Consider the following 18429-nt stretch of genomic DNA (forward strand, 5'->3'; position numbering starts at 1 on the left):
GCGGAGAACGAGGGGTGCGGGTGCGGGCAGCGGTCGTCCAGAGAGCGCCGGCCTCGACGCACGTCGACCCAGTCCTGCTGCACGTCCACCCCCGAACGCGGACCGGGCGGGGCACAGCGCCGTCGACCGGTCGTGGAGTTGCCCACTATGGCCGTCCGAGCGCTGCACGGGGAGGGGTCGCAGCAGAAATGGTGGTGGCGAACAGCGCCAGGTGGTGTCCGATCGGTCCGTCCTGTCGCTGGCGTCCCAAGCGCCGCAGAAGCACCAGCTCACGCCGCCTCCGCCAGCTCGTCGGCGTGCGCGGCCAGCCGGTGGACGGCCCGGCTGCAGCGCACCCGGAGCGACCCGGGCGTCGTCGCGCACCGCACCGCCGCCTCGCGTCCGCTGAGCCCGTCGACGTACACCGCGTGCAGCAGCCGGCCCGTCGGCCGGTCGATGAGCCGCAGCCGCTCCCCGGCCCGGATCAGGTCCCCCGCCGCGGCTTCCGGCTCCTCGCTCGGCGGGCGAGCACGGTCGAGGATCGGCTCCAGGTCGTCCCCCGCCACGAGCACGGCCACCGGGCTCCGGCCCATCCACCGCCGGTCGCGGTGCACCTGCTTCAGGGTGTCCAGCGCCAGGTTCGCCGCGACCCGCACCGGCCGGCGCTGCAGCGGGTAGGCCGCCAGGACGCACCAGAAGGCGCTGACGTAGTCGTCCACGGGAGCGACGGGGTCCCGCGCCGCCATCCGCACCAGCCGGCCCAGCTGGGACTGCAGCACCACCCGGCCGGCCAGCCGGTCGCCGTCCAGGGTTGCGGCGACCAGCCGGTGCAGGACCCCGTCGTCACCCCGCCGGGCCGCCGTGACGGCCACGTCCAGGTCGGCCCGGCCGAGCGCCGCCCACTCCCGGTTGAGGGCGTCGACCAGGGCGAAGGGGGACCGGAGGACGGGGACGGCGAGGGCTCTCTCCACGTCGCCGAGCCTCGCGAGCGCGTGTTGGCCGCGCTGTTGGCCGACACGCCGCCGGTGTTGTCCGCTGCGGCGCGGTGTTGGCGGCTCAGCTCCCCCGGTAGGTGGAGAACGCGAACGGGCTCAGCAGCAGCGGCACGTGGTAGTGCGCCGCGGCGTCGGCGAGGGTGAAGGGGATGACCACCTCGGGGTAGAACGCCGCCACCCCGGCGGCCGCGAACCAGGGCCCGGTGGCGAAGCGGACCCGGTAGGTGCCCGGCTCGAGGTCGGCCGGCCCCAGGTCGCCGACGCGGCCGTCGTCGTCGGTCCGGCCCTCCGCGACCGGGCGCCACCCCGTCCGGGCCGCCACCTCCAGCGCCACCCCGATCCCGCTCGCCGGTCGCCCGGCCACGGCGTCGAGCACGTGCGTCGTCACGCGACTGGTCACTCGGCCGCTTCGGGGTCGTTGAAGCCGGAGTGGTGGTCGAGGTGGCCGAACAGCTGCGGGATGCGCAGCAGGGCGATGTCGCGGAGCTCGCTGGCCACGATGGCCGCCTCCGCCGCGTCGTCCAGGGCCAGCCGCCGCCGCAGCTCGGTGAGGATCGTCGGGCGGTCGCGGCCGGCGGCCCGGATCAGGAAGACCCGGCCGAAGCGCTCCTCGTAGGCCCGGTTCCCCTCGGCGAGGGCGGCGGCCAGGGCCTCGTCGTCGGACTGGCTGGCCGACTGCTCCGACCGGGAGAAGCCCTGCGCCGCGCCGTCGCCGCGGGCCTTCTCCCCGATCCGCGGGTGGGAGGCGAGCGCCTGGTCCACCTCCTCGGGGCTCAGCGGCGTGGCGGCCGCCGCGGCGGCGTCCATCAGGTCCAGGAGCGAGGCGAAGGGGGCGCGGGCGACGACGTCGTCGACCCAGCGGGGCACGGCGAGACAGGCCGTCAGGCCCTCGCGCAGCTCGGCCTCGGTCAGCTCGACCCTGGGCGTCGTCATGGGCTTCGTCTCCTCGTGCCGGGGCGCGGGCGGGCGGTCTGCCGGCCCGCAACGGATAGATTCTCGTCCGTGGTTCTCACCGTACGGACGATCTCCCCCGACCGGCATGTCCTGTTCAACGCCTCCCAGCCCTCGGTCAGCTTTCTGCAGACCCCGGCGTGGGGGCAGGTGAAGAGCGAGTGGAAGAACGAGTCGCTCGGCTGGTTCGACGAGCAGGACCGGCTCGTCGGCGCGGGCCTCGTGCTCTACCGGCAGCTGCCGAAGGTGAAGAAGTACCTGGCCTACCTACCCGAGGGCCCGACCATCGACTGGGAGGCCGAGGACATCGGCGTCTGGCTGCGCCCGCTGGCCGAGCACGTCAAGGCCGCCGGCGCCTTCGGGATCCGGGTGGGCGCGCCCGTCGTCGTCCGCCGCTGGGGTCCCGACACCATCAAGGCCGCCATCGCGGACGAGCGCATCCCGCGGCTCAGCGAGGCCATCCCCGACGAGGTCAACCACACCCACACCCACCTCCGCGACAGCATGCGCGAGCTGGGGTGGCGGCCGCCGGACGAGGACGAGGGCTTCGCCGCGGGCCAGCCGCGGTTCGTCTTCCAGCTGCCGATCGCCGGCCGCACCCCCGAGGAGCTGCTGGCCGGGATGAACCAGCTGTGGCGGCGCAACATCAAGAAGGCCGCCAAGCTGGGCGTCACCGTCCGGCAGGGCGACCGGGACGACCTGGCCCGCTTCCACCCGCTCTACGTCGAGACGGCCGAGCGGGACCACTTCACCCCGCGACCGCTGAGCTACTTCGAGACGATGTGGGACGCGCTGCGCGCCGAGGACCCCGACCGGATCCGGCTCTACCTGTCCGAGCACGAGGGCGACCTCGTCGCCGCCACGACCTGGGTCCGCGTCGGCCAGCACGCCTGGTACTCCTACGGCGCCAGCTCCACGGCCAAGCGCGAGGTCCGCGGCTCCAACGCCGTCCAGTGGCAGATGATCCAGGACGCGGTGACGGCCGGCTGCACCGTCTACGACCTGCGCGGCATCACCGAGGGGCTGGAGGCCGACGACCCCCACCTCGGGCTGATCCAGTTCAAGGTCGGCACCGGCGGTGAGGCCGTGGAGTACCTGGGCGAGTGGGACCTGCCGCTCAACCCGCTGCTCTACAAGGCCTTCGACGTCTACATGAAGCGGCGCGGCTGACCGGTCCGCTCGGCTGCGGTCTCCGGGCCGAGCGCGGCGCCGTCGGGGTTCGGTAGCCTCGCCGGATGAGCGGTCTCACCCTGCACCTCGACGTCGAGCGCTGGCGGCGCCATCTGCGCAGCGAGGCCGCGGCGACCCCCGGACTGGTGCCGGTGGTCAAGGGCAACGGCTACGGCTTCGGGCTGCGGCGGCTGGCCGAGGAGGCCGCGCTGCTCGGCGTCGACGCCCTCGCCGTCGGGGTCGCGGACGAGGTCGCCGAGGTCCGCGACGTCTTCCCGGGCACGGTCGTCGTCCTGAACCCCTGGGACGCGGCGAACCCGACGGCGGTCGAGCTGGCCGAGGACCCGAAGGTGCTCACCACCGTCTCCCGGCTCGAGGACCTGGCCGCGCTGGCCGACCTCGAGACCCGGCCCCGGGTGCTGGTCGAGGTGCTCACCTCGATGCGCCGGCACGGGATCGACCCGAGCCAGCTGGACCGCGTCGCGCTGCTGCTCGACCGGGTGAAGTTCGAGGGCTGGTCGATCCACCTGCCCCTCGACGAGCAGGGCCGGCGCGCCGAGACCGAGGGGCTCGCGCGGGCCGCCCTGACGGCCGCAGCAGGACCGCTGTGGATCTCCCACCTGCCGCCCGCCGACGCCCAGGACGTCGTCGCCGGGCTGGCCGCGCCGGGCGAGGCCCCGGCCCCGCTGCGCCTGCGGAGCGGCACCCGGCTGTGGCTGGGCGACCCCGGCAGCCGTCGGACCACCGCCACGGTGATGGACGTGCACGCCGTCGAGCGCGGGCAGCGGGTCGGCTACCGGCAGCGCAAGGCCCCGACCTCCGGCTACGTCGTCGTGGTCGCCGGCGGCACCTCCCAGGGCGTGGGGATGGAGGCCCCGACGTCGGCCAGCACGCTGCGCCAGCGAGCCGTCGCGCTGGCCGGGGGCGGGCTGGAGGCGTCCGGTCGGGCCCTCAGCCCCTACACCGTCGACGGCCGCAAGCGCTGGTTCCTCGAGCCGCCGCACATGCAGTCCAGCCAGCTGTTCCTGCCCGCCGGGGTGACCCCGCCCGAGCGCGGTGACGAGGTGCCGGTCGAGCTGCGGCTCACCACCGCGACGGTGGACCGGATCGTCGACTCCGCCGCTCCCTGAGGAGAACCGCCCCCTGAGCCGGCCCGCCCCTCTGAGCCGGCCCGACCCCTGAGCCTGTCGAAGGGCCGTCGGCAGGCGGTCGGGCTTCCCGGCCGTGCACGGGCATCTCAGCCGCGGAGCTTGGCCACCAGCCGCTGCTGGTCCTCGTCGGTCCAGCCCAGCCGCTCGACCAGGCCGGCGACCCCGCCGTACTCGGCGTCGACGTGCTCGAGCAGCACCCGCATGGTCTCGGCGTGGGTGAGGTGCGTGCTGAGCGGCCGGTCGCGCAGGTTGGCGGCGTAGGTCTTGGTGGCCAGCAGCCGGTCGAGGATCTGGGGCACGCGCTCGGAGCTGGCGGCGTAGTCCGCGATGACCGCCTCGCGGTCGGCGCCGACCAGCGACAGGGCCAGCGCGACGATGGTGCCCGTCCGGTCCTTCCCCGCGGCGCAGTGCACGAGGGCGGCGCCGTCGGCGCGGGAGATCACCCGGAGCGCCTCGACGACCGAGTCGGGCCGGTCGGCCAGGTAGCTGAGGTAGACCGAGGCGACCCGGTTGTCCAGCTCGACCGACGGCTGGAGGTCGACCCAGGGCAGCGCCTTCTCGGGCAGCACCTCGGGGCGCTCGTCCGGCTTGTCCTCGCCGACCCCCTCTCGCCACTCCCGGAACAGCGACAGCTGGTGGATCTCCACCTCGGGATGGCCGACCAGGGGGCCAGGACCCTCGTTCTCGGCCTCGTACTCGCTGCGCAGGTCGACGACGTCGGTCAGCCCGAGCCCGAGCAGCGCGTCGACGTCGGACGGCGTCAGGCTCTGCAGGTTGTCCGAGCGCAGCAGCTGCCCCGGCTTGATCGCGGCGCCGTCGGTGGTGGGGATCCCTCCGACGTCTCGCAGGTTGGCCAGTCCGTCGAGCTCGATCCACATCCGCTGCACGAGCCCAGTCTAGGGAGCCGCTCAGCTGGCCCAGTGACCGGTGAAGAACAGCCAGCTCCACCACAGCAGGAGCACGACGCCGAGCGCCCAGGCGCCGAGCACCAGCACCCGGTGCACCCGGGCGGCGACCGGTCGCGCCGGCTGCCAGGTGCCCCAGCGGGCCAGCATGATCCACAGCGGGAACCAGAGCAGCGTCGCGCGGTTGACCGAGAAGAACCAGTAGGACAGCGAGAAGGCGAGCACCTGGACCCCGACCCAGCTGGCCTCGGCCCACAGCCGCCGGGTGAGGCACCAGACCGTCACGCCGAGCCCGAGCACCATCGACACCACCTCGGCGCGGAACACCGCGGCCCACCACGGGTGGTCGGCGTAGGCGCCGGGGACGATGGCGGGGATGGTGTTGAGGAACGACTGCCACGGGGTCGTCAGCTCGCGCACCCAGCCGGTGGACTGGGCGGTGTACCAGGCCGTCCAGCTGCCGGTCAGGCCGTGCAGGTAGCCGGCGAAGGCGACGATCACGGCGGCGGGCAGCAGCAGCCAGGCGAGCCGCCGGACCCGGCCGGGCAGGTCGACGCCGCGCGAGGTCAGGATCATCACGGCCAGCGCGCCGAGCAGGAACAGCCCCGACACCCGGACGGTGCACGCGGCGGCGGCGAGCACGGCCGCGGCGCCCCAGCGGTCGGCGCGCGCCCGCTCCCAGGCCCAGAAGGCGGCGGCGCAGAAGAGCGACTCGGTGTAGGGGACGGTGGTGAACACCGCGGACGGGGCGAACAGCCAGGCGACGGCCGCCCAGGGGCCGCCGAGCCGGAGCAGCGCGCCGGCCGCGACGGCGGAGCAGACCAGCGCCAGCACCACCCCGCCGACGGCGATCGGGATCCCCAGCGCGACGAAGCCCCTCAGCAGGGTGGGCAGGCCGGGGAAGAAGGCCATCAGGATGCCGTCGGGCTCGGCGAAGTAGCCGCCCTCGGCCAGCGCGGTGAAGTGCTGGACGTCCCAGTTGCTCACCATGTCGGTGAAGCTGCGGCCCTCGCGCAGGGCCAGCAGCACCGCGACCAGGGCGATCAGCCCGCGGCTCGCCAGCCAGGCCTGGACGACGAGCCGCCCGCCGCCGGGCGCGGCCCGACCGTCGTCGGGGGCGCGGAGCCGGGCGGGTGCCAGCTCGGCCAGCTGCATCACGCGGCGGCCCCGAGGGTGCGGCGGAACCGGGTCAGCCAGGATGCGTCGACGGCCCGGTCGAGGGAGCCGCCCCCGGGGTCGTCGGCCCCGCCCCGGCGGACCGGGTCGTGCGCCGGCCGCAGGACGTCGCGGACGACGACGCCGACCACCCACGCCTGGGTGCCGAGCCGGAGCAGCACGGCGAGCCAGTAGACCCGGTCGGCGGAGCCGTCGCCGGGGCTGAGCAGCCCGCCGAGGTGCCACCAGATGGCGACGAAGTAGAGCAGCTCGCCGACGGTGAACACCAGCCAGTCGCGCCACCGCGGCCGCGCCAGCACGAGCAGCGGCAGCAGCCACAGCACGTACTGCGGCGAGTAGACCTTGTTGGTCAGCAGGAACGCCGCGACGACGAGGAACGCCACCTGGCCGAGCCGCGGCCGGCGGGGCGCCAGCAGGATCAGCAGCCCGATGGCCAGGCAGCCGGCGGCGAACAGCCCACCGCTGACCGCGTTGAGCTGCGGCACCGGACGGCCGGCGAGGGAGAACACGTACCAGAGCGAGCCGAAGTCACCGGAGCGGTCGGAGTTGAAGCGCCAGAAGCTCAGCCAGGCGTCGGGCGCCAGCAGCAGGACCGGCAGGTTGACCGCCGCCCAGGCGACCGCGAAGCCGGCGAACGCCACGCCGAAGTCCCGCAGCCGCCGGGCCCGCAGGCAGAGCAGCAGCAACGGTCCGAGGATCAGCAGCGGGTACAGCTTGGCCGCCATCCCCAGGCCGAGCAGGACCCCGGCCAGCGCGGGGTGCCGCCGTGACCAGGCCAGCAGCGCCGTGGCGGTGAGGGCGACCGGCAGCAGGTCCCAGTTGATCAGCGCGGTCGCGGCGACGCAGGGCGAGGCCGCCACCATCATCGCGTCCCACGGCCGGCCCGGGACGGTGCGCGCCTGCGCCCAGATCGTGACGAGCAGCAGGGCGCCGAGCAGGACGGCGTTGACGTCGACGAAGCGGAGGGTGGCGTCGACGGCCTGCTGGTCGGTCAGCCCGACGCCCGTGGGCGCGCCGAGCAGCACGGCGACCCGCCGTTCCAGCTCGAGGAACCAGCCGGTGAGGACGGGGTACTCGAGCACCGGGTAGTCGCCCGCGTCGAGGTAGGGCGTGTTCCCCTGCAGCAGCCCCCGGCCGCTGTAGAGCAGGCCGATGTCGGAGTAGCAGAGGTTGCGGTACTGGTCGATGGACTGCCCGGCGACGGTGATCCGGCACGGCAGCCGGAACACCATGCCGGCCAGGTGGACCAGGGTGCCGACGACCAGCGCCACCCGGACCGGGCTCCACCAGCGCGGCGGCCGGGTGTGCCGGCCCGTGGGGCCGCCGATCCGGCGGGTGAGGTCGGCGACGAGCGGGTCGGTGCGGGACGGCGCGTCCACCGCCGGCGGACGCGGGGTCGGGCGGTCCACCGGCAGGGCGGACGCCACGCTCAGCCGCCGCCGCCCGGGGTGGCGTCCCCGCCGGCGTTCTCCTCACCGGTCCCGGCGCCGCCGGTCCCGTCGCCCGTGCCGTCTCCGCCGCCCCCGGTCTCGCTGCTCTGGCTGGGCTCGGGGTCCGCCTCGGCCGTCCGGCTCGGCTCCTGGCTGGGCTCGGGCTGCTGCGTCGACGGCTCCTCGCTCGGCTCGCGGGTCGGCTCGTCGGAGGGCTCCTCCGACGGCTCCTCGGTCGGCTCCTGCGTGGCGGTCGGCTGCTGGGTGGGCTGCGGCTGCTGGTAGGTCGGCGTCGGCTGGGGGGCGGAGTCGGCGTTGACGTAGGCCGGCGGGTCGAACTGGCGGACCGCCTGGTCCTCGGTGGCGACCTTCATGTACTCGCCCCAGGTCTGCGCCGGGTAGGTGCCCCCGAAGAAGGTGCTGTCGCCGGGCCGCCGGTAGTCGTCCAGGCTCTCGCTGCCACTGTTCCCTGCCACGTACATGACGGCGGTGGAGATCTGCTTGGTGTAACCGACGAACCAGGACGAGTTGACGATGTTCTTCCCGTTGTCCAGGTCGACACCGTTGGTGCCGGTCTTGCCGGCCACGGGCCGGTTGAGGGCCTGCACCGTGGTGCCGGTGCCGTTCTCGACCACGTTGGAGAGCGCGAAGGTGACGTCGTGCGCGATGTCCTCGCTGACCGCCCGCTTCTTCTTCGGCTCGGCCTTGTAGATCACCTTGCCGTCGGCGTCCCGCACCTCCTTGACCACGTGGTTGTCCACGGCGGTGCCGTCGTTGGCGAAGGTGGCGTACCCGCTGGCCTGGTTGAGCGGGCTGACCTCCGGGGTGCCGATCGGGATGTTGCGCGGGGCGGCGTCCCAGCCGGTCGCCTTGGGGGCGCCGGCGTCCTTGGCCAGGTCGAGGACCTTGTCCTTGCCGTCCTTCATCGTCGTGACGAGGTCGACGAACGCGGTGTTGATCGAGTAGGTCGTCGCGTTCAGCAGGCTGGTCTGGTACCCGTAGCTCTGGTTGTACTCGTTGCGGACGATGGTCGGGTCGCCGGGCAGGTTGAAGCTGCTGCCGCGGAAGGGCGAGCGGAGGCTGTAGCCGTCCTTGAGCCCGGCGGCCAGCGCGTAGGTCTTGAACGTCGACGCCGTCGGCCGGGCGGTGGTGGCCCAGTTCCGGGAGTTCTTCACGTAGTTCGGACCGCCGTAGAGGGCGATCACCTCACCGGTGTTGACGTCCACCGACGCGATGGCGGCGTGCAGCTTCGAGGCCTTCTGCCCCGACGCGTCGGCCGCCCGCTCGGTGACGTCCTGCGCCGCCTTGACCGCGGCGTTCTGCGCCGCCTTGTCGAAGGTGGTGGTGATCTTCAGCCCGCCGCCGTTGATCTGCTCGGAGGTGAAGCCGGCGTCGGTCAGCTCCTTCTCGACCATCTTCAGCAGGAAGCCCTTGGGGCCCCCGTAGCGCTCGTTGGTCTTGATCTCGGGGAACTTCGGCAGCTTCTTCGCGTACTTGTCGGCCTGGGCCTGGGTGATCGCGCCGGTGTCGGCCATCGACTGCAGGACGTAGCGGTAGCGGTCGCGGAGCCGGTCGAGGTTGTCCTCGTCGTCGGGGTCGAACGCGGACGGGTTGTTGATGACGCTGGCCAGCACCGCCGCCTGCGGCACGGTCAGCTTCTTGGCGTCGACGTCGAAGAAGTTCTGCGACGCCGCCTCGATGCCGTAGGCCCCGTGGCCGAAGTAGATCGTGTTGAGGTAGCCCTCGAGGATCTGCTCCTTGCTCAGCTGCTTGTTGATCTTGTAGGCGAGGAACAGCTCCTTGAACTTCCGGGTGGCCGTCTGCTCGGAGTACAGGTACTTGATCTTGATGTACTGCTGGGTGATCGTGGACCCGCCCTGCAGCGTGCCGCCCCGGGCGATCACGTAGGCGGCGCGGGCCATGCCGCGCAGCGAGATGCCGCGGTCGGTCCAGAACGAGCGGTTCTCGGCGGCGACGACGGCGTCCTTGATGCTCTGCGGCATCTCGTCCAGGGTCAGCGGCTGCCGGTTCTGGATGGCGAAGCTGCCCAGCTCGGCCTTGCCGTCGTCGTAGTAGACGAAGGTGGTCGCGGTCTCGAAGTCGGCGTTGGCGTCGGGCAGGTTCGTCGTCGCGTACCCCACGCCGACGACGGCCGTGCCCCCCACCAGGCCCAGGAGGACGACGGAGACGAGCCCGATCAGGATCCGGCGCGCCCACAGCTGGCCGCGCGTGCGCTGCTTCTTCGACGTGGCGCCCACCGGACGCTTCGCGACGGGCCCCCACTGGGGGTCAGCCATAGATGTCCTCAACTGTCTGCTGGCGGCGCGGGGGTTTCCTCTTCACCCCGTCGCCGAGGAGGTAGCTCAAGATCATGTGGTTCCAGTGGCAGGTCTGGCACACCTCGACGACGACGACCTTGAACTCTCCGAACTCGTGCGCCATCTCCTCGAGCTCCGGGGTCCGCTTGATGCGGCCGGAGTACTGACCGAGCTGGTCGCCGAAGACGTAGCTCAGGGTGGTCAGGTTCGGGGTCTGGCACACCGGGCAGGGGATCTCCGTCGACTCCCCGTGGTGCTTGGCGGCGCGCAGCAGCATCGGGTCGGCGTCGCATGCGTCGAGACGCGCCAGAGCCTTCCCGGGACGGCGCAGCTTCTCCAGCGTGGAGCGTCGCTGCAGCGCGTAATCGATGACCTCCCGCTGCGACCACATGGGCCCCAGGCTACGTCGTCGGACCAGGCAGGACGAGGAGCTCCGAGTGGCGCGAGGTCACCTTTCGGATCGGAACCCGGTCCCTTCCGGTGACCCGGGGGCGGGTTGGTCGCCTGGTGGGGCGGCGGTTGGATGCCGTAGCATCATGCGTCGGTCCGGCCGCCGCGCTCGTGGCGGTCTGGCACGGGGCCATGGCGCAATTGGTAGCGCACCTGCTTTGCAAGCAGGGGGTTAGGGGTTCGAGTCCCCTTGGCTCCACGCGTCGTGCGCGGGGCGGAGGGTCGCTGTCAGCCGCGAGGCGACGAGCGCAGCAGCCCGGTTCTCCCCGCTCTGCCACGTGGTGGACCGACGGGCAGCCTCGGTGACGATGGTCAGGACGCGGTCGTCGACGACACGGCCGCGGCTCACGAGCCAGGGGACGAGCCGCTCGCGCGGGATCACGGCCACCTGAGAAGGCGCGGTCTTGACCGTCACACGCCGAGCGTTGACCGGCACGATGACGGCCTCGACGCGGAGAGCGAGCCCCGATGCACCCGTCAGCAGTCGAGCAGCTCGGGCGGCCTCGTGGCGGCTGTTCCGGACGTACGGCTGCCGCTCCCCGTTCACCAGGAAGGTGTCACCGCCCACCCAGAGCGAACCAGCTGGGTGGTGCTTCGTGTTGAGGGTGAAGATCCCACCCGGCCCCATCACCAGATGATCGATGTCGGCGCCCGCAGCACCGACGGGGACAGCGTGGAGCACACGCCAGCGCGGGTCGGAGCGAACCAGCCGGGCAAGCTCAGCTCCGACCAGCTCCTCCCCGTCGGCACCGATGCGCCAGGCGCGCTCCGGCGTTCGCAGGTTGAGCATCCGGGCGACGAAGGTGCGGACCGGGGCCGCGTCCCGGAGTGCTCTCGCTCGTGCTCGCGCCGCAGCACCAGGGGCCGTCGACGCCAGATCCGACCAGGGCCGCTCCGGCTCCGACGGGGTCACCGGGACAGCAGCCTGCACGGGGGACATCGACGGCGGCGGTGACCAGTCAGCGTCCCGGGCCAGCGGTTCGCTCGCGGCGCGCGACGAGGTGAGGACACCGGGCTCGCTCGGCTCGTGCGCAGCCTCAGGGACGGTGGGCGCCAGAGGCGCACTCGGATCGCTGGTGGAGCCGGTCCGCCAGTCGGCGGTCGCCTGGCTCAGTTCGGCCAGGTGCTCGGGCAGTTCCGGATGCATCGAGCCGGTCTTGAGATCCGCCCAGCCCAGGATCTCTCCGGCAGGCCCGGTCACGTACAACCGGTCATGGCCGAACCGCTGCCAGTGCTTGACGACCACCGGAGTTCCGGGCATCCCACCATCCTTCCGGCCCTGCTGGGCCGCACCAGAGCCAGAAGTCCCTCGGCGAGCGGCCTTTCGACCCTCACCCTGAGCCCTCGACTCGTGCCGTCGGGCGCCGCGATGAGGATCGCCCACGGGAGGCGAAGCGGCAGCCGAGCGCGGGATCGGGCCGCACCGTGCCCGCCTCAGCACCGGTGGCTCGTGCTCACGCCCAACTCCTGCGTCGGAGCGGCGGTGGCCCGTCCCGTCTGGCCACGGTCTGGATCGGCCCCGGGATGGCCGGCCTGTCCCGGCACACGTCCAGACCGCGCTACTCCCAGAAGCTCCGACGACAGAGACAGCACCGAGCCGTCAGCACGAGGGGCTCAGGCCTCGATCCGCTGCCCGACCACCGCCCCGGGCACCCGCGGAGCGCCCTTCCCCTTCCGCCGCCCGAACCACACCGTCGGCAGCAGCAGCAGGAGCCCCCACAGCTGCACCCAGGGCACGAAGAGCGCCAAGGCCGTCGCCGCGCACAGCGCGGCGACCGCCGCGACGGAGGCACCGAGGTGCGCGGAGTACTCGGGGTCCCCCTCCTCCGCCTTGGCCCTGGCCACCAGGACCTTCAGCGCGAGAGCGGCCAGGCTGGTCACCGTCATGGTGCCGATGTAGAGCGCGCAGCTCGGCGGGTCGTCGGTGCGGCCGCTCAGCACGGCGGTCGGGTAGGGCAGGAAGACGATGCTGAACAGCCACAGCAGGTTGAACCAGTAGAGCGGCTGCGTGATCACCCGGACCGACTTGAACAGCCGCCGGTGCAGCAGCCAGAAGTGCCCGATCACCACGAAGCTGACCGCGAAGGCGAGCAGCTGCTCGCTGGTGCTCGCCAGCAGGTTGAGCAGGGGCTGCTGGTCGCCGGCCTGGGCCGCCGCGTCGATCGGCTCCAGGATGAGCAGGGTCGCCGCGATGGCCACGATGGCGTCGGTGAAGTTGATGATGCGCGTGGTCGTCGCGTCTTCGTACGTCTGCTCGGTCATGAGCTCCCTCTCGCGGTGGACGAGGGCGTCAGCCCTCGACGGCCAGGCCGGTGCGGGCGCGGACTGCGGACAGGAACGACGCGTAGCTCCAGGTGAGGTCGCGGACGCTCTTCTCGTAGCCGGACTCCCCGTCGAACTGCTCGCTCAGCTCCAGGTGGTCGCTGTGGTAGACCACGGCGCGCAGCATCGCGTCGCCGGCGACCTGCAGGGCCTCGACCGCCACGTCCAGCGGGGTGTCGGCGGTGACGCCGATCTGGGCGAAGAACGGCGCCGACAGGTCGTCGAGCGGCAGGGCGCTCCCGCCGGTGATGGCGTTGGCCAGCTCGTAGTAGAGCTGCGCGAAGTTCGCCGTGCAGAGCGGCCACGGGTGCCGGCCCAGGCTGTCGGACCCGCCGTCGTAGATGTCGCCCGGGTAGCGGCCCAGCAGCGGACCGAGGCCGAGCTGGGCGTCGGCGACGTTGACCGGGTACACCTCCGGGGAGTCGGGGTCCGCCCACTGGGCGATCAGCAGGCCCGCGGTGGCGAGCAGCTTCGGGTCGGTGCAGGACACCGCGCCGTAGACGCAGGCCTGGACGATGTCGATGTTGGGGTCGTAGCCGGGCGGCACGATCGGCTGGTCCAGCTGACCGGGGGACTCGCCGCCGAGCATCGTCGCGTAGTGGGTCCCGGTCCAGTGCGCCGCCAGCGCGTCCTCCAGCCAGCTGATCGCCTCGGCGGTGCCGGCCGGGACGTCGATGCCGTAGGGGTTGGTGCTCACCTCGCGGAAGCAGCGGAGCTGGATCGAGCGGGCGAAGAAGGAGAACCCGCGGTGCTCCTCCCACAGGTTGGTGGTGGCGTCCTGGTAGCAGGTCAGCAGGTACTCCACGTTCCGGCCGACGAGCCCGCGGGCCACGTCCTGCGCCTGCGCGTCGAGCTTCGGGAAGGCCGCGAGGACGGCGCTGGTCTGGATGGCCGGCCCGTCGTTCTGCTCCGACCACGGCCGGGCGTACCCGTTCACGGTGTAGCAGGCGTGCCCCATCGTCGGGGTGGCGTTGGACTGGCAGAGCTGCGCGAAGTTGACGTAGTCGACCAGCTCCTGGACCGCCTCCTCGGGGCCCGAGGAGGTGGCGGCCACGATCTCGAAGGCCGTGATGGCCGCGTCGCGGACCCAGTTGAAGACGTAGTCCTGGCTGATCCCGGGGGCGTTCGCCGGGTAGGACGGCGCGGCGATCACGCAGCCGGGCACCGACACCGCCGTGTGCGTCGAGTCGACGAAGGGGAAGCCGTCGGTGGCGACGTTGCGCAGCATCAGCGCGTACATGTGCTGGGCGACGGACTGCAGCACGATGTGGTCGACCGCGAGGTCGGGGCGGGTGCGGGTCTGGTCGGCGGGCGTGCTGCTGGCGCGGGTCTGGGTGAGGACGGACAAGGCAACCTCTTTCAACGGGAGCGGGGGTGACGGGTCGGTGCTGACCAGAGCCCCCGCTCGAGTCGTGGAGAGGTGTCAGGCGGTGCCGGCGCGCTGCCAGGCCAGCTCGTTGACCGGGCTGCCCGGCTGGTCCGGCGTCAGCAGGACGAGCTGGCCGTCGCGCTGGACGATGGTGCGCGGCTGGACGGTGTCCGACCAGTTCGGGTAGAGGCTGCCGCCCACCCGGTGGACGACGACGTCGCCCTGCCGCTCGTAGGTGCCGGTGTAGGCCAGGCAGCTGGAGTAGGCCGCGGCCCGCTCCTCCACCGGCCCGCCCAGCGGGTCACCGCCGGTGATGGCCGTGCGGTCGGCGCCGGTCATCACGACCGACATCCGGCCGTCGGCGGTGTAGACCAACAGGCCTTCCGCGTCGGTCCCCAGGGGGTAGCTGACGGTCCCGTCGGGCGCGATGCGGCGCCACTGCACCAGCTGCCACGACCCTTCGAGATCCACGCCGGTGAAGGTGCCACAGTTCCCTGCCACTGTCCAGCAGTTCCGAGGCATCGATACGCCGCCGACATCTACGCGAGGAGCATTTCCCGCCACTTCGGACGTAGATCGCAGAAATCTTGCCGAGCCGTCGCGGAGCGTGTCACACTCGCCGCGAGGCGTGGTCGCCTCACGGCTCGGGGTCCCCCATCATCCGCGTTCCTGACGCGGGTCGAGAGGATCTCCATGCCCCCCCGGCACCAGGTGTTCGTCGACATGTCGGCGGCTCTCACGGGCTTCCCCCCGGTCCAGCTCCGCGGCACGGGGATGGCCGCGGCCTACCTCGCCGAGCTCGACGCGATCCTCACCCCGGCCTTCGTCGACGCGCTGCTGGCCGCCTTCCCCCGACCGGCCGACGGGGCCGACGCCCTCGAACCGGGCGCCGTCGACAGCCTGCTGGACCACCCGGCCTGGGGTCCGCCCGCCCGCGCGATCACGCTGATGTGGTACCGCGGCACCTGGACCCAGCTGCCCGACGCGTGGCGGGCCGAGCACGGCGCCGCCCCCCGGGACACCGACCACGTCGTGTCGTCCGCCGCCTACCAGGCGGGTCTGCAGTGGGTCGCCGCCGGGGCGCACCCGATCGGCGCCCGCCAGCAGGGCTTCGGCTCCTGGTCCTTCCCCGTCGAGGACCTCGCCTCGTGAGCGCGGCGAGCACCGACGCGGCCGGCGAGGTCACGCACGACGTCGTGGTCGTGGGCGCGGGCGTCGCCGGGGCCCTGGTGGCCAAGCGGCTGACCCGCTCCGGTCTGCGGGTGCTGCTGCTGGAGGCCGGCCCGGCCACCGCGTCCACCTTCGACGGCTACCTGCGCCACCTCGAGACCTTCTTCGAGACCAGCAACAAGGGCCCGGAGTCCCCCTGGCCGACCGCGCTGGGCGCGCCGCAGCCGGACACCCACGACGTCAGGTCCGGCGACGGCTACTTCGTCCAGCAGGGACCCCACCCGTACGGCAGCACGTACACCCGGCTGCAGGGGGGCTCGACGCTGCACTGGCTGGGCGTCGCTCTGCGGATGCTGCCCGAGGACTTCGCCATGCGGACCCGCTACGGCGTCGGCCGCGACTGGCCGCTGGACTACGCGACCCTCGAGCCCTACTACCGGCAGGCGGAGAACGAGCTCGGCGTCGCCGCCGACGTCGCGGACCAGGCGCACCTCGGCGTCGAGTTCGCCGACGGCTACGACTACCCGATGGAGCGGGTGCCGCCCAGCTACTCCGACCAGATGTGGGCCGGCGCGGTCGACGGCATGGAGGTGACGGTCGGCGACTCCGCGATCCCGCTCAAGATCCGCAGCTACCCCGCCGCCCGCAACTCCGTCCCGCGCGGGGACTACGAGCCGGTGGGGGCGGTCGACGAGCGCGCCGACGGCCAGGCGCTGGCCCGCGACCTCGGCCAGCGCTGCGCCGGCAACACCGCGTGCACCCCCATCTGCCCCATCCAGGCCAAGTACAACGCGAACAAGTCCCTCGCCCAGGCCGACCGGGACCACCTGGAGATCCGCGCGCAGGCGGTCGCCTCGAAGATCCTGGTCGACCCGGTCACCGGCGCGGTCACGGGCGTGGAGTACCAGCGCTACGACGACCCGTCCTCGGCCCGGCACCAGGTGCAGGTGGCCCGCGGCCGCTCCTACGTGCTCGCCGCCCACGCGATCGAGAACGCCAAGCTGCTGCTGGCCTCGGGGCTGGCCGGGCGCAGCGGGATGCTGGGCCGCAACCTCATGGACCACCCCTCCATCTACGGCTGGGGGCTGGCCCCGCAGCCGATCGGCTCCTTCCGCGGGCCGCTGTCCACCTCCGGCATCGACGACCTCCGCGGCGGACCCTTCCGCGCCCGGCAGGCGGCGTTCCGGGTCGACGTCGGCAACGACGGCTGGCGGGCCACCACCGGCGCCCCGGACACCACCGTCGCCGAGGCGGTCACGCACGGGAAGCTGCACGGCGCCGCGCTGCGGGAGCACCTGACCTCCGTGCTGCGACGCCAGGTCCGGTTCTCCCTCAACGTCGAGCAGCTGCCCTCCCCCAGCAACCGGATCACCGTCGACCCGGCGCACGTGGACGGCTTCGGCAACCCGCGGCCGGTGATCTCCTACGACATCGACGAGTACACCCTCGCCGGCATGGCGGCGGCGCACCGCACCTACCAGGCGGTGTTCGAGCGGGCCGGGATCGAGGACTGCTCGGACCCGGAGACCGGCGTGTGGTTCCCGTCGGTCGCCTACGAGGGGCAGGAGTTCCGCTACCACGGGATGGGCCACTTCGCGGGCACCCACGTGATGGGCGACGACCCCACCAACTCGGTGGTCGACGCCGACCAGCGCAGCTGGGAGCACCCGAACCTGTTCGTGCTCGGCTCGGGGAGCTTCCCGACCATGGGCACCTCCAACCCCACGCTGACCCTGGCCGCTCTCGCCCTCCGGGCCGCCGACCGCCTGACGACGGAGCTGCGATGAGCGGAGCACAGGGTCGCGCTCCGCGCTCCGGGGTGCTGAGCTCCGCCCGGTCTCACTCGTTCGTCACGATCCCGGACGACGACGGACTGCGTCGGCCCAGCCGAGCAGGTCGCCCGCAATCCCTCCGCACTCCCGAGAGGCTCCGCTCATGACCAGCACCGACACCGAGACGGAGCCCCGCACGCGGATGACCACCGAGCGGCTCCACGAGATGCTCGAGGCGGCGGTCCAGCTGGAGCTGGCGACGATCCCGCCCTACCTCTGCGCGCTGTACTCCATCCACCCGGGCACCAACACCGAGGCCGCGCTGGTGATCCGCTCGGTGGTGGTCGAGGAGATGCTCCACATGGTGCTCTCGGCCAACGTGCTGAACGCGATCGGCGGCCGTCCGCGGGTCTCCGGGGCGGACCACGCGCCGCACTACCCGCACGAGCTGCCCGACGGCGTCGTCGTCGACCTGCTGCCGTTCTCGGCGGCGGCGATCGAGGAGTTCCTGACCGTCGAGAACCCCGAGTACACCCCGGAGCCCGCGGCCGTCGACGCCGCGGTCGCCGACCAGCGCCCCGGCCTGCACACCTCGGCCGCCGTCCGCGTCGCCACGGGCCCGACGACCATCGGCGCGTTCTACGACGAGATCGTGGCCGGCCTGAAGGAGGTCGCGGCCGAGATCGGGGAGGACGCCCTGTTCTGCGGCGACCCGGCCCGGCAGGTCGACCGTGACTACTACTACGCGGGCGGCGGCGGCGCGATCACCGTCACCGACCTCGCGTCGGCCTGCGCCGCGCTCGCGGAGGTGGTCGAGCAGGGTGAGGGCGAGATGACCTCGCCCTACGACGGCGACGGCGACCTGGCGCACTACTACCGGTTCCAGCAGGTGAAGTACAACCGCAGCTACCGGCCCGAGGACGCGGTCGGGCTGCCCACCGGACCCGAGGTCGGGGTCGACTTCACGGCGGCCTACCCGATGCTGCCCAACCCGAAGCTGGCCGACCTCACCGACCCGGCGCTGCGCAGCGCCGGCGAGACCGCCAACCGGATGTGGTCGCGGCTGCTGGTCCAGATCGACGAGGCCTTCGACGGCCGGCCGGAGCTGCTGCTGCCCGCCGTCCACACGATGTTCAAGCTCCGCGACGCGATGCTCGTGCTGCTGGCCAACCCGCTGCCCGGGCACGACGGCTACCACGCCGGACCGACCTTCGAGTGGCTGGACCCGACGCCGTGACCGCGCCCCACCGGCCCGCCGACCCCGCCCGGCT

17 protein-coding genes and 1 tRNA gene are annotated in these 18429 nt (G+C 72.8%); 6 read left to right on the plus strand and 12 right to left on the minus strand.

Going from position 1 to position 18429, the window contains the following annotated elements; all coding sequences use genetic code 11:
* Window positions 1-269: 269 nt before the first annotated feature.
* The 3 genes from BLT72_RS21205 to uraD all read right to left on the minus strand — a co-directional run bounded on the left by BLT72_RS21205 (window position 270) and on the right by uraD (window position 1907).
* Entirely contained in the window at window positions 270-950 is a 681-nt protein-coding gene (locus BLT72_RS21205; RefSeq protein WP_091415949.1) for an RNA polymerase sigma factor, read from the minus strand.
* An 85-nt stretch (window positions 951-1035) separates the two neighbouring features.
* The gene (gene uraH, locus BLT72_RS21210; RefSeq protein ID WP_091415952.1) at window positions 1036-1362 is read right to left on the minus strand and encodes a hydroxyisourate hydrolase; all 327 of its coding nucleotides are present in this window, start codon (window positions 1360-1362) and stop codon (window positions 1036-1038) included.
* Between the two features lie 8 nt (window positions 1363-1370).
* Window positions 1371-1907 carry a 2-oxo-4-hydroxy-4-carboxy-5-ureidoimidazoline decarboxylase gene (gene uraD / locus BLT72_RS21215; protein ID WP_091415956.1) on the minus strand — a complete coding sequence of 179 codons (537 nt, stop codon included), beginning with the start codon at window positions 1905-1907 and terminating at the stop codon, window positions 1371-1373.
* 69 nt (window positions 1908-1976) lie between these two features.
* Between uraD and BLT72_RS21220 the strand changes: the two genes are divergently transcribed.
* Together BLT72_RS21220 and BLT72_RS21225 are read left to right on the plus strand one after the other, a co-directional pair.
* Window positions 1977-3095 (plus strand): lipid II:glycine glycyltransferase FemX, encoded by a 1119-nt coding sequence (locus BLT72_RS21220; protein WP_091415959.1) that lies wholly within the window; start codon window positions 1977-1979, stop codon window positions 3093-3095.
* Window positions 3096-3160: 65 nt separating this feature from the next.
* Window positions 3161-4225, plus strand: coding sequence for an alanine racemase (locus BLT72_RS21225; protein WP_091415963.1), 1065 nt, complete (start codon window positions 3161-3163; stop codon window positions 4223-4225).
* Window positions 4226-4332: 107 nt separating this feature from the next.
* On the opposite strand, the gene BLT72_RS21230 is transcribed toward BLT72_RS21225, so the two are convergent.
* The 5 genes from BLT72_RS21230 to BLT72_RS21250 are packed head-to-tail and all read right to left on the minus strand — an operon-like array spanning window position 4333 to window position 10466.
* The gene (locus BLT72_RS21230; protein ID WP_091418074.1) at window positions 4333-5124 is read right to left on the minus strand and encodes a tyrosine-protein phosphatase; all 792 of its coding nucleotides are present in this window, start codon (window positions 5122-5124) and stop codon (window positions 4333-4335) included.
* A gap of 30 nt (window positions 5125-5154) precedes the next feature.
* Complete coding sequence (locus BLT72_RS21235; protein ID WP_231930705.1) at window positions 5155-6306, minus strand: hypothetical protein; 1152 nt, start codon at window positions 6304-6306, stop codon at window positions 5155-5157.
* Window positions 6306-7754, minus strand: a complete 1449-nt coding sequence (locus BLT72_RS21240) for a glycosyltransferase family 87 protein (protein ID WP_231930216.1) — start codon at window positions 7752-7754, stop codon at window positions 6306-6308. The genes BLT72_RS21235 and BLT72_RS21240 overlap by 1 nt, the downstream gene beginning before the upstream one ends.
* Before the next feature lie 2 nt (window positions 7755-7756).
* Window positions 7757-10054 (minus strand): transglycosylase domain-containing protein, encoded by a 2298-nt coding sequence (locus BLT72_RS21245; protein ID WP_091415966.1) that lies wholly within the window; start codon window positions 10052-10054, stop codon window positions 7757-7759.
* Window positions 10047-10466 carry a DUF5318 family protein gene (locus BLT72_RS21250; protein ID WP_091415969.1) on the minus strand — a complete coding sequence of 140 codons (420 nt, stop codon included), beginning with the start codon at window positions 10464-10466 and terminating at the stop codon, window positions 10047-10049. Before BLT72_RS21250 ends, BLT72_RS21245 begins: the two co-directional genes overlap by 8 nt.
* A 185-nt stretch (window positions 10467-10651) precedes the next feature.
* Between BLT72_RS21250 and BLT72_RS21255 the strand changes: the two genes are divergently transcribed.
* Window positions 10652-10724: transfer RNA gene (locus tag BLT72_RS21255), tRNA-Ala, on the plus strand.
* Here the strand turns inward: BLT72_RS21255 and BLT72_RS22850 are convergent.
* From BLT72_RS22850 to BLT72_RS21275, 4 genes are all read right to left on the minus strand, one after another.
* On the minus strand, window positions 10698-11786 hold the full coding sequence (locus BLT72_RS22850; protein WP_197677130.1) for a nuclease-related domain-containing protein: 1089 nt from the start codon (window positions 11784-11786) through the stop codon (window positions 10698-10700). The genes BLT72_RS21255 and BLT72_RS22850 overlap by 27 nt on opposite strands.
* 353 nt (window positions 11787-12139) lie before the next feature.
* Entirely contained in the window at window positions 12140-12787 is a 648-nt protein-coding gene (locus BLT72_RS21265) for a TMEM175 family protein (RefSeq protein ID WP_091415973.1), read from the minus strand.
* A 28-nt stretch (window positions 12788-12815) separates the two neighbouring features.
* Window positions 12816-14195, minus strand: coding sequence for a glycoside hydrolase family 15 protein (locus BLT72_RS21270; RefSeq protein ID WP_197677131.1), 1380 nt, complete (start codon window positions 14193-14195; stop codon window positions 12816-12818).
* Window positions 14196-14270: 75 nt separating this feature from the next.
* On the minus strand, window positions 14271-14687 hold the full coding sequence (locus BLT72_RS21275) for a lipocalin-like domain-containing protein (protein ID WP_157720594.1): 417 nt from the start codon (window positions 14685-14687) through the stop codon (window positions 14271-14273).
* A gap of 222 nt (window positions 14688-14909) precedes the next feature.
* Here BLT72_RS21275 and BLT72_RS21280 point away from each other — a divergent pair, with 222 nt between their 5' ends.
* The 3 genes from BLT72_RS21280 to BLT72_RS21290 all read left to right on the plus strand — a co-directional run bounded on the left by BLT72_RS21280 (window position 14910) and on the right by BLT72_RS21290 (window position 18395).
* Window positions 14910-15368: a hypothetical protein gene (locus BLT72_RS21280; protein WP_091415980.1), complete on the plus strand. Its 459-nt coding sequence runs from the start codon at window positions 14910-14912 to the stop codon at window positions 15366-15368.
* Window positions 15365-17173, plus strand: coding sequence for a GMC family oxidoreductase (locus BLT72_RS21285; protein ID WP_091415984.1), 1809 nt, complete (start codon window positions 15365-15367; stop codon window positions 17171-17173). Before BLT72_RS21280 ends, BLT72_RS21285 begins: the two co-directional genes overlap by 4 nt.
* 148 nt (window positions 17174-17321) lie before the next feature.
* Window positions 17322-18395: a ferritin-like domain-containing protein gene (locus BLT72_RS21290; RefSeq protein WP_091415988.1), complete on the plus strand. Its 1074-nt coding sequence runs from the start codon at window positions 17322-17324 to the stop codon at window positions 18393-18395.
* Window positions 18396-18429 lie beyond the last annotated feature (34 nt).

This window comes from Friedmanniella luteola, assembly GCF_900105065.1.
GTDB classification, from domain to species: domain Bacteria; phylum Actinomycetota; class Actinomycetes; order Propionibacteriales; family Propionibacteriaceae; genus Microlunatus; species Microlunatus luteolus.

What these genes read in the sequence shown, in the direction of transcription:
- BLT72_RS22850 (WP_197677130.1), bottom strand. Translation starts at nt 11,786, where the DNA reads ATGCCCGGAACTCCGGTGGTCGTCAAGCACTGGCAGCGGTTCGGCCAT.
- BLT72_RS21265 (WP_091415973.1), bottom strand. Translation starts at nt 12,787, where the DNA reads ATGACCGAGCAGACGTACGAAGACGCGACGACCACGCGCATCATCAAC.
- uraD (WP_091415956.1), bottom strand. Translation starts at nt 1,907, where the DNA reads ATGACGACGCCCAGGGTCGAGCTGACCGAGGCCGAGCTGCGCGAGGGC.
- BLT72_RS21225 (WP_091415963.1), top strand. Translation starts at nt 3,161, where the DNA reads ATGAGCGGTCTCACCCTGCACCTCGACGTCGAGCGCTGGCGGCGCCAT.
- BLT72_RS21245 (WP_091415966.1), bottom strand. Translation starts at nt 10,054, where the DNA reads ATGGCTGACCCCCAGTGGGGGCCCGTCGCGAAGCGTCCGGTGGGCGCC.
- BLT72_RS21250 (WP_091415969.1), bottom strand. Translation starts at nt 10,466, where the DNA reads ATGTGGTCGCAGCGGGAGGTCATCGATTACGCGCTGCAGCGACGCTCC.
- BLT72_RS21235 (WP_231930705.1), bottom strand. Translation starts at nt 6,306, where the DNA reads ATGCAGCTGGCCGAGCTGGCACCCGCCCGGCTCCGCGCCCCCGACGAC.
- BLT72_RS21230 (WP_091418074.1), bottom strand. Translation starts at nt 5,124, where the DNA reads ATGTGGATCGAGCTCGACGGACTGGCCAACCTGCGAGACGTCGGAGGG.
- BLT72_RS21280 (WP_091415980.1), top strand. Translation starts at nt 14,910, where the DNA reads ATGCCCCCCCGGCACCAGGTGTTCGTCGACATGTCGGCGGCTCTCACG.
- BLT72_RS21290 (WP_091415988.1), top strand. Translation starts at nt 17,322, where the DNA reads ATGACCAGCACCGACACCGAGACGGAGCCCCGCACGCGGATGACCACC.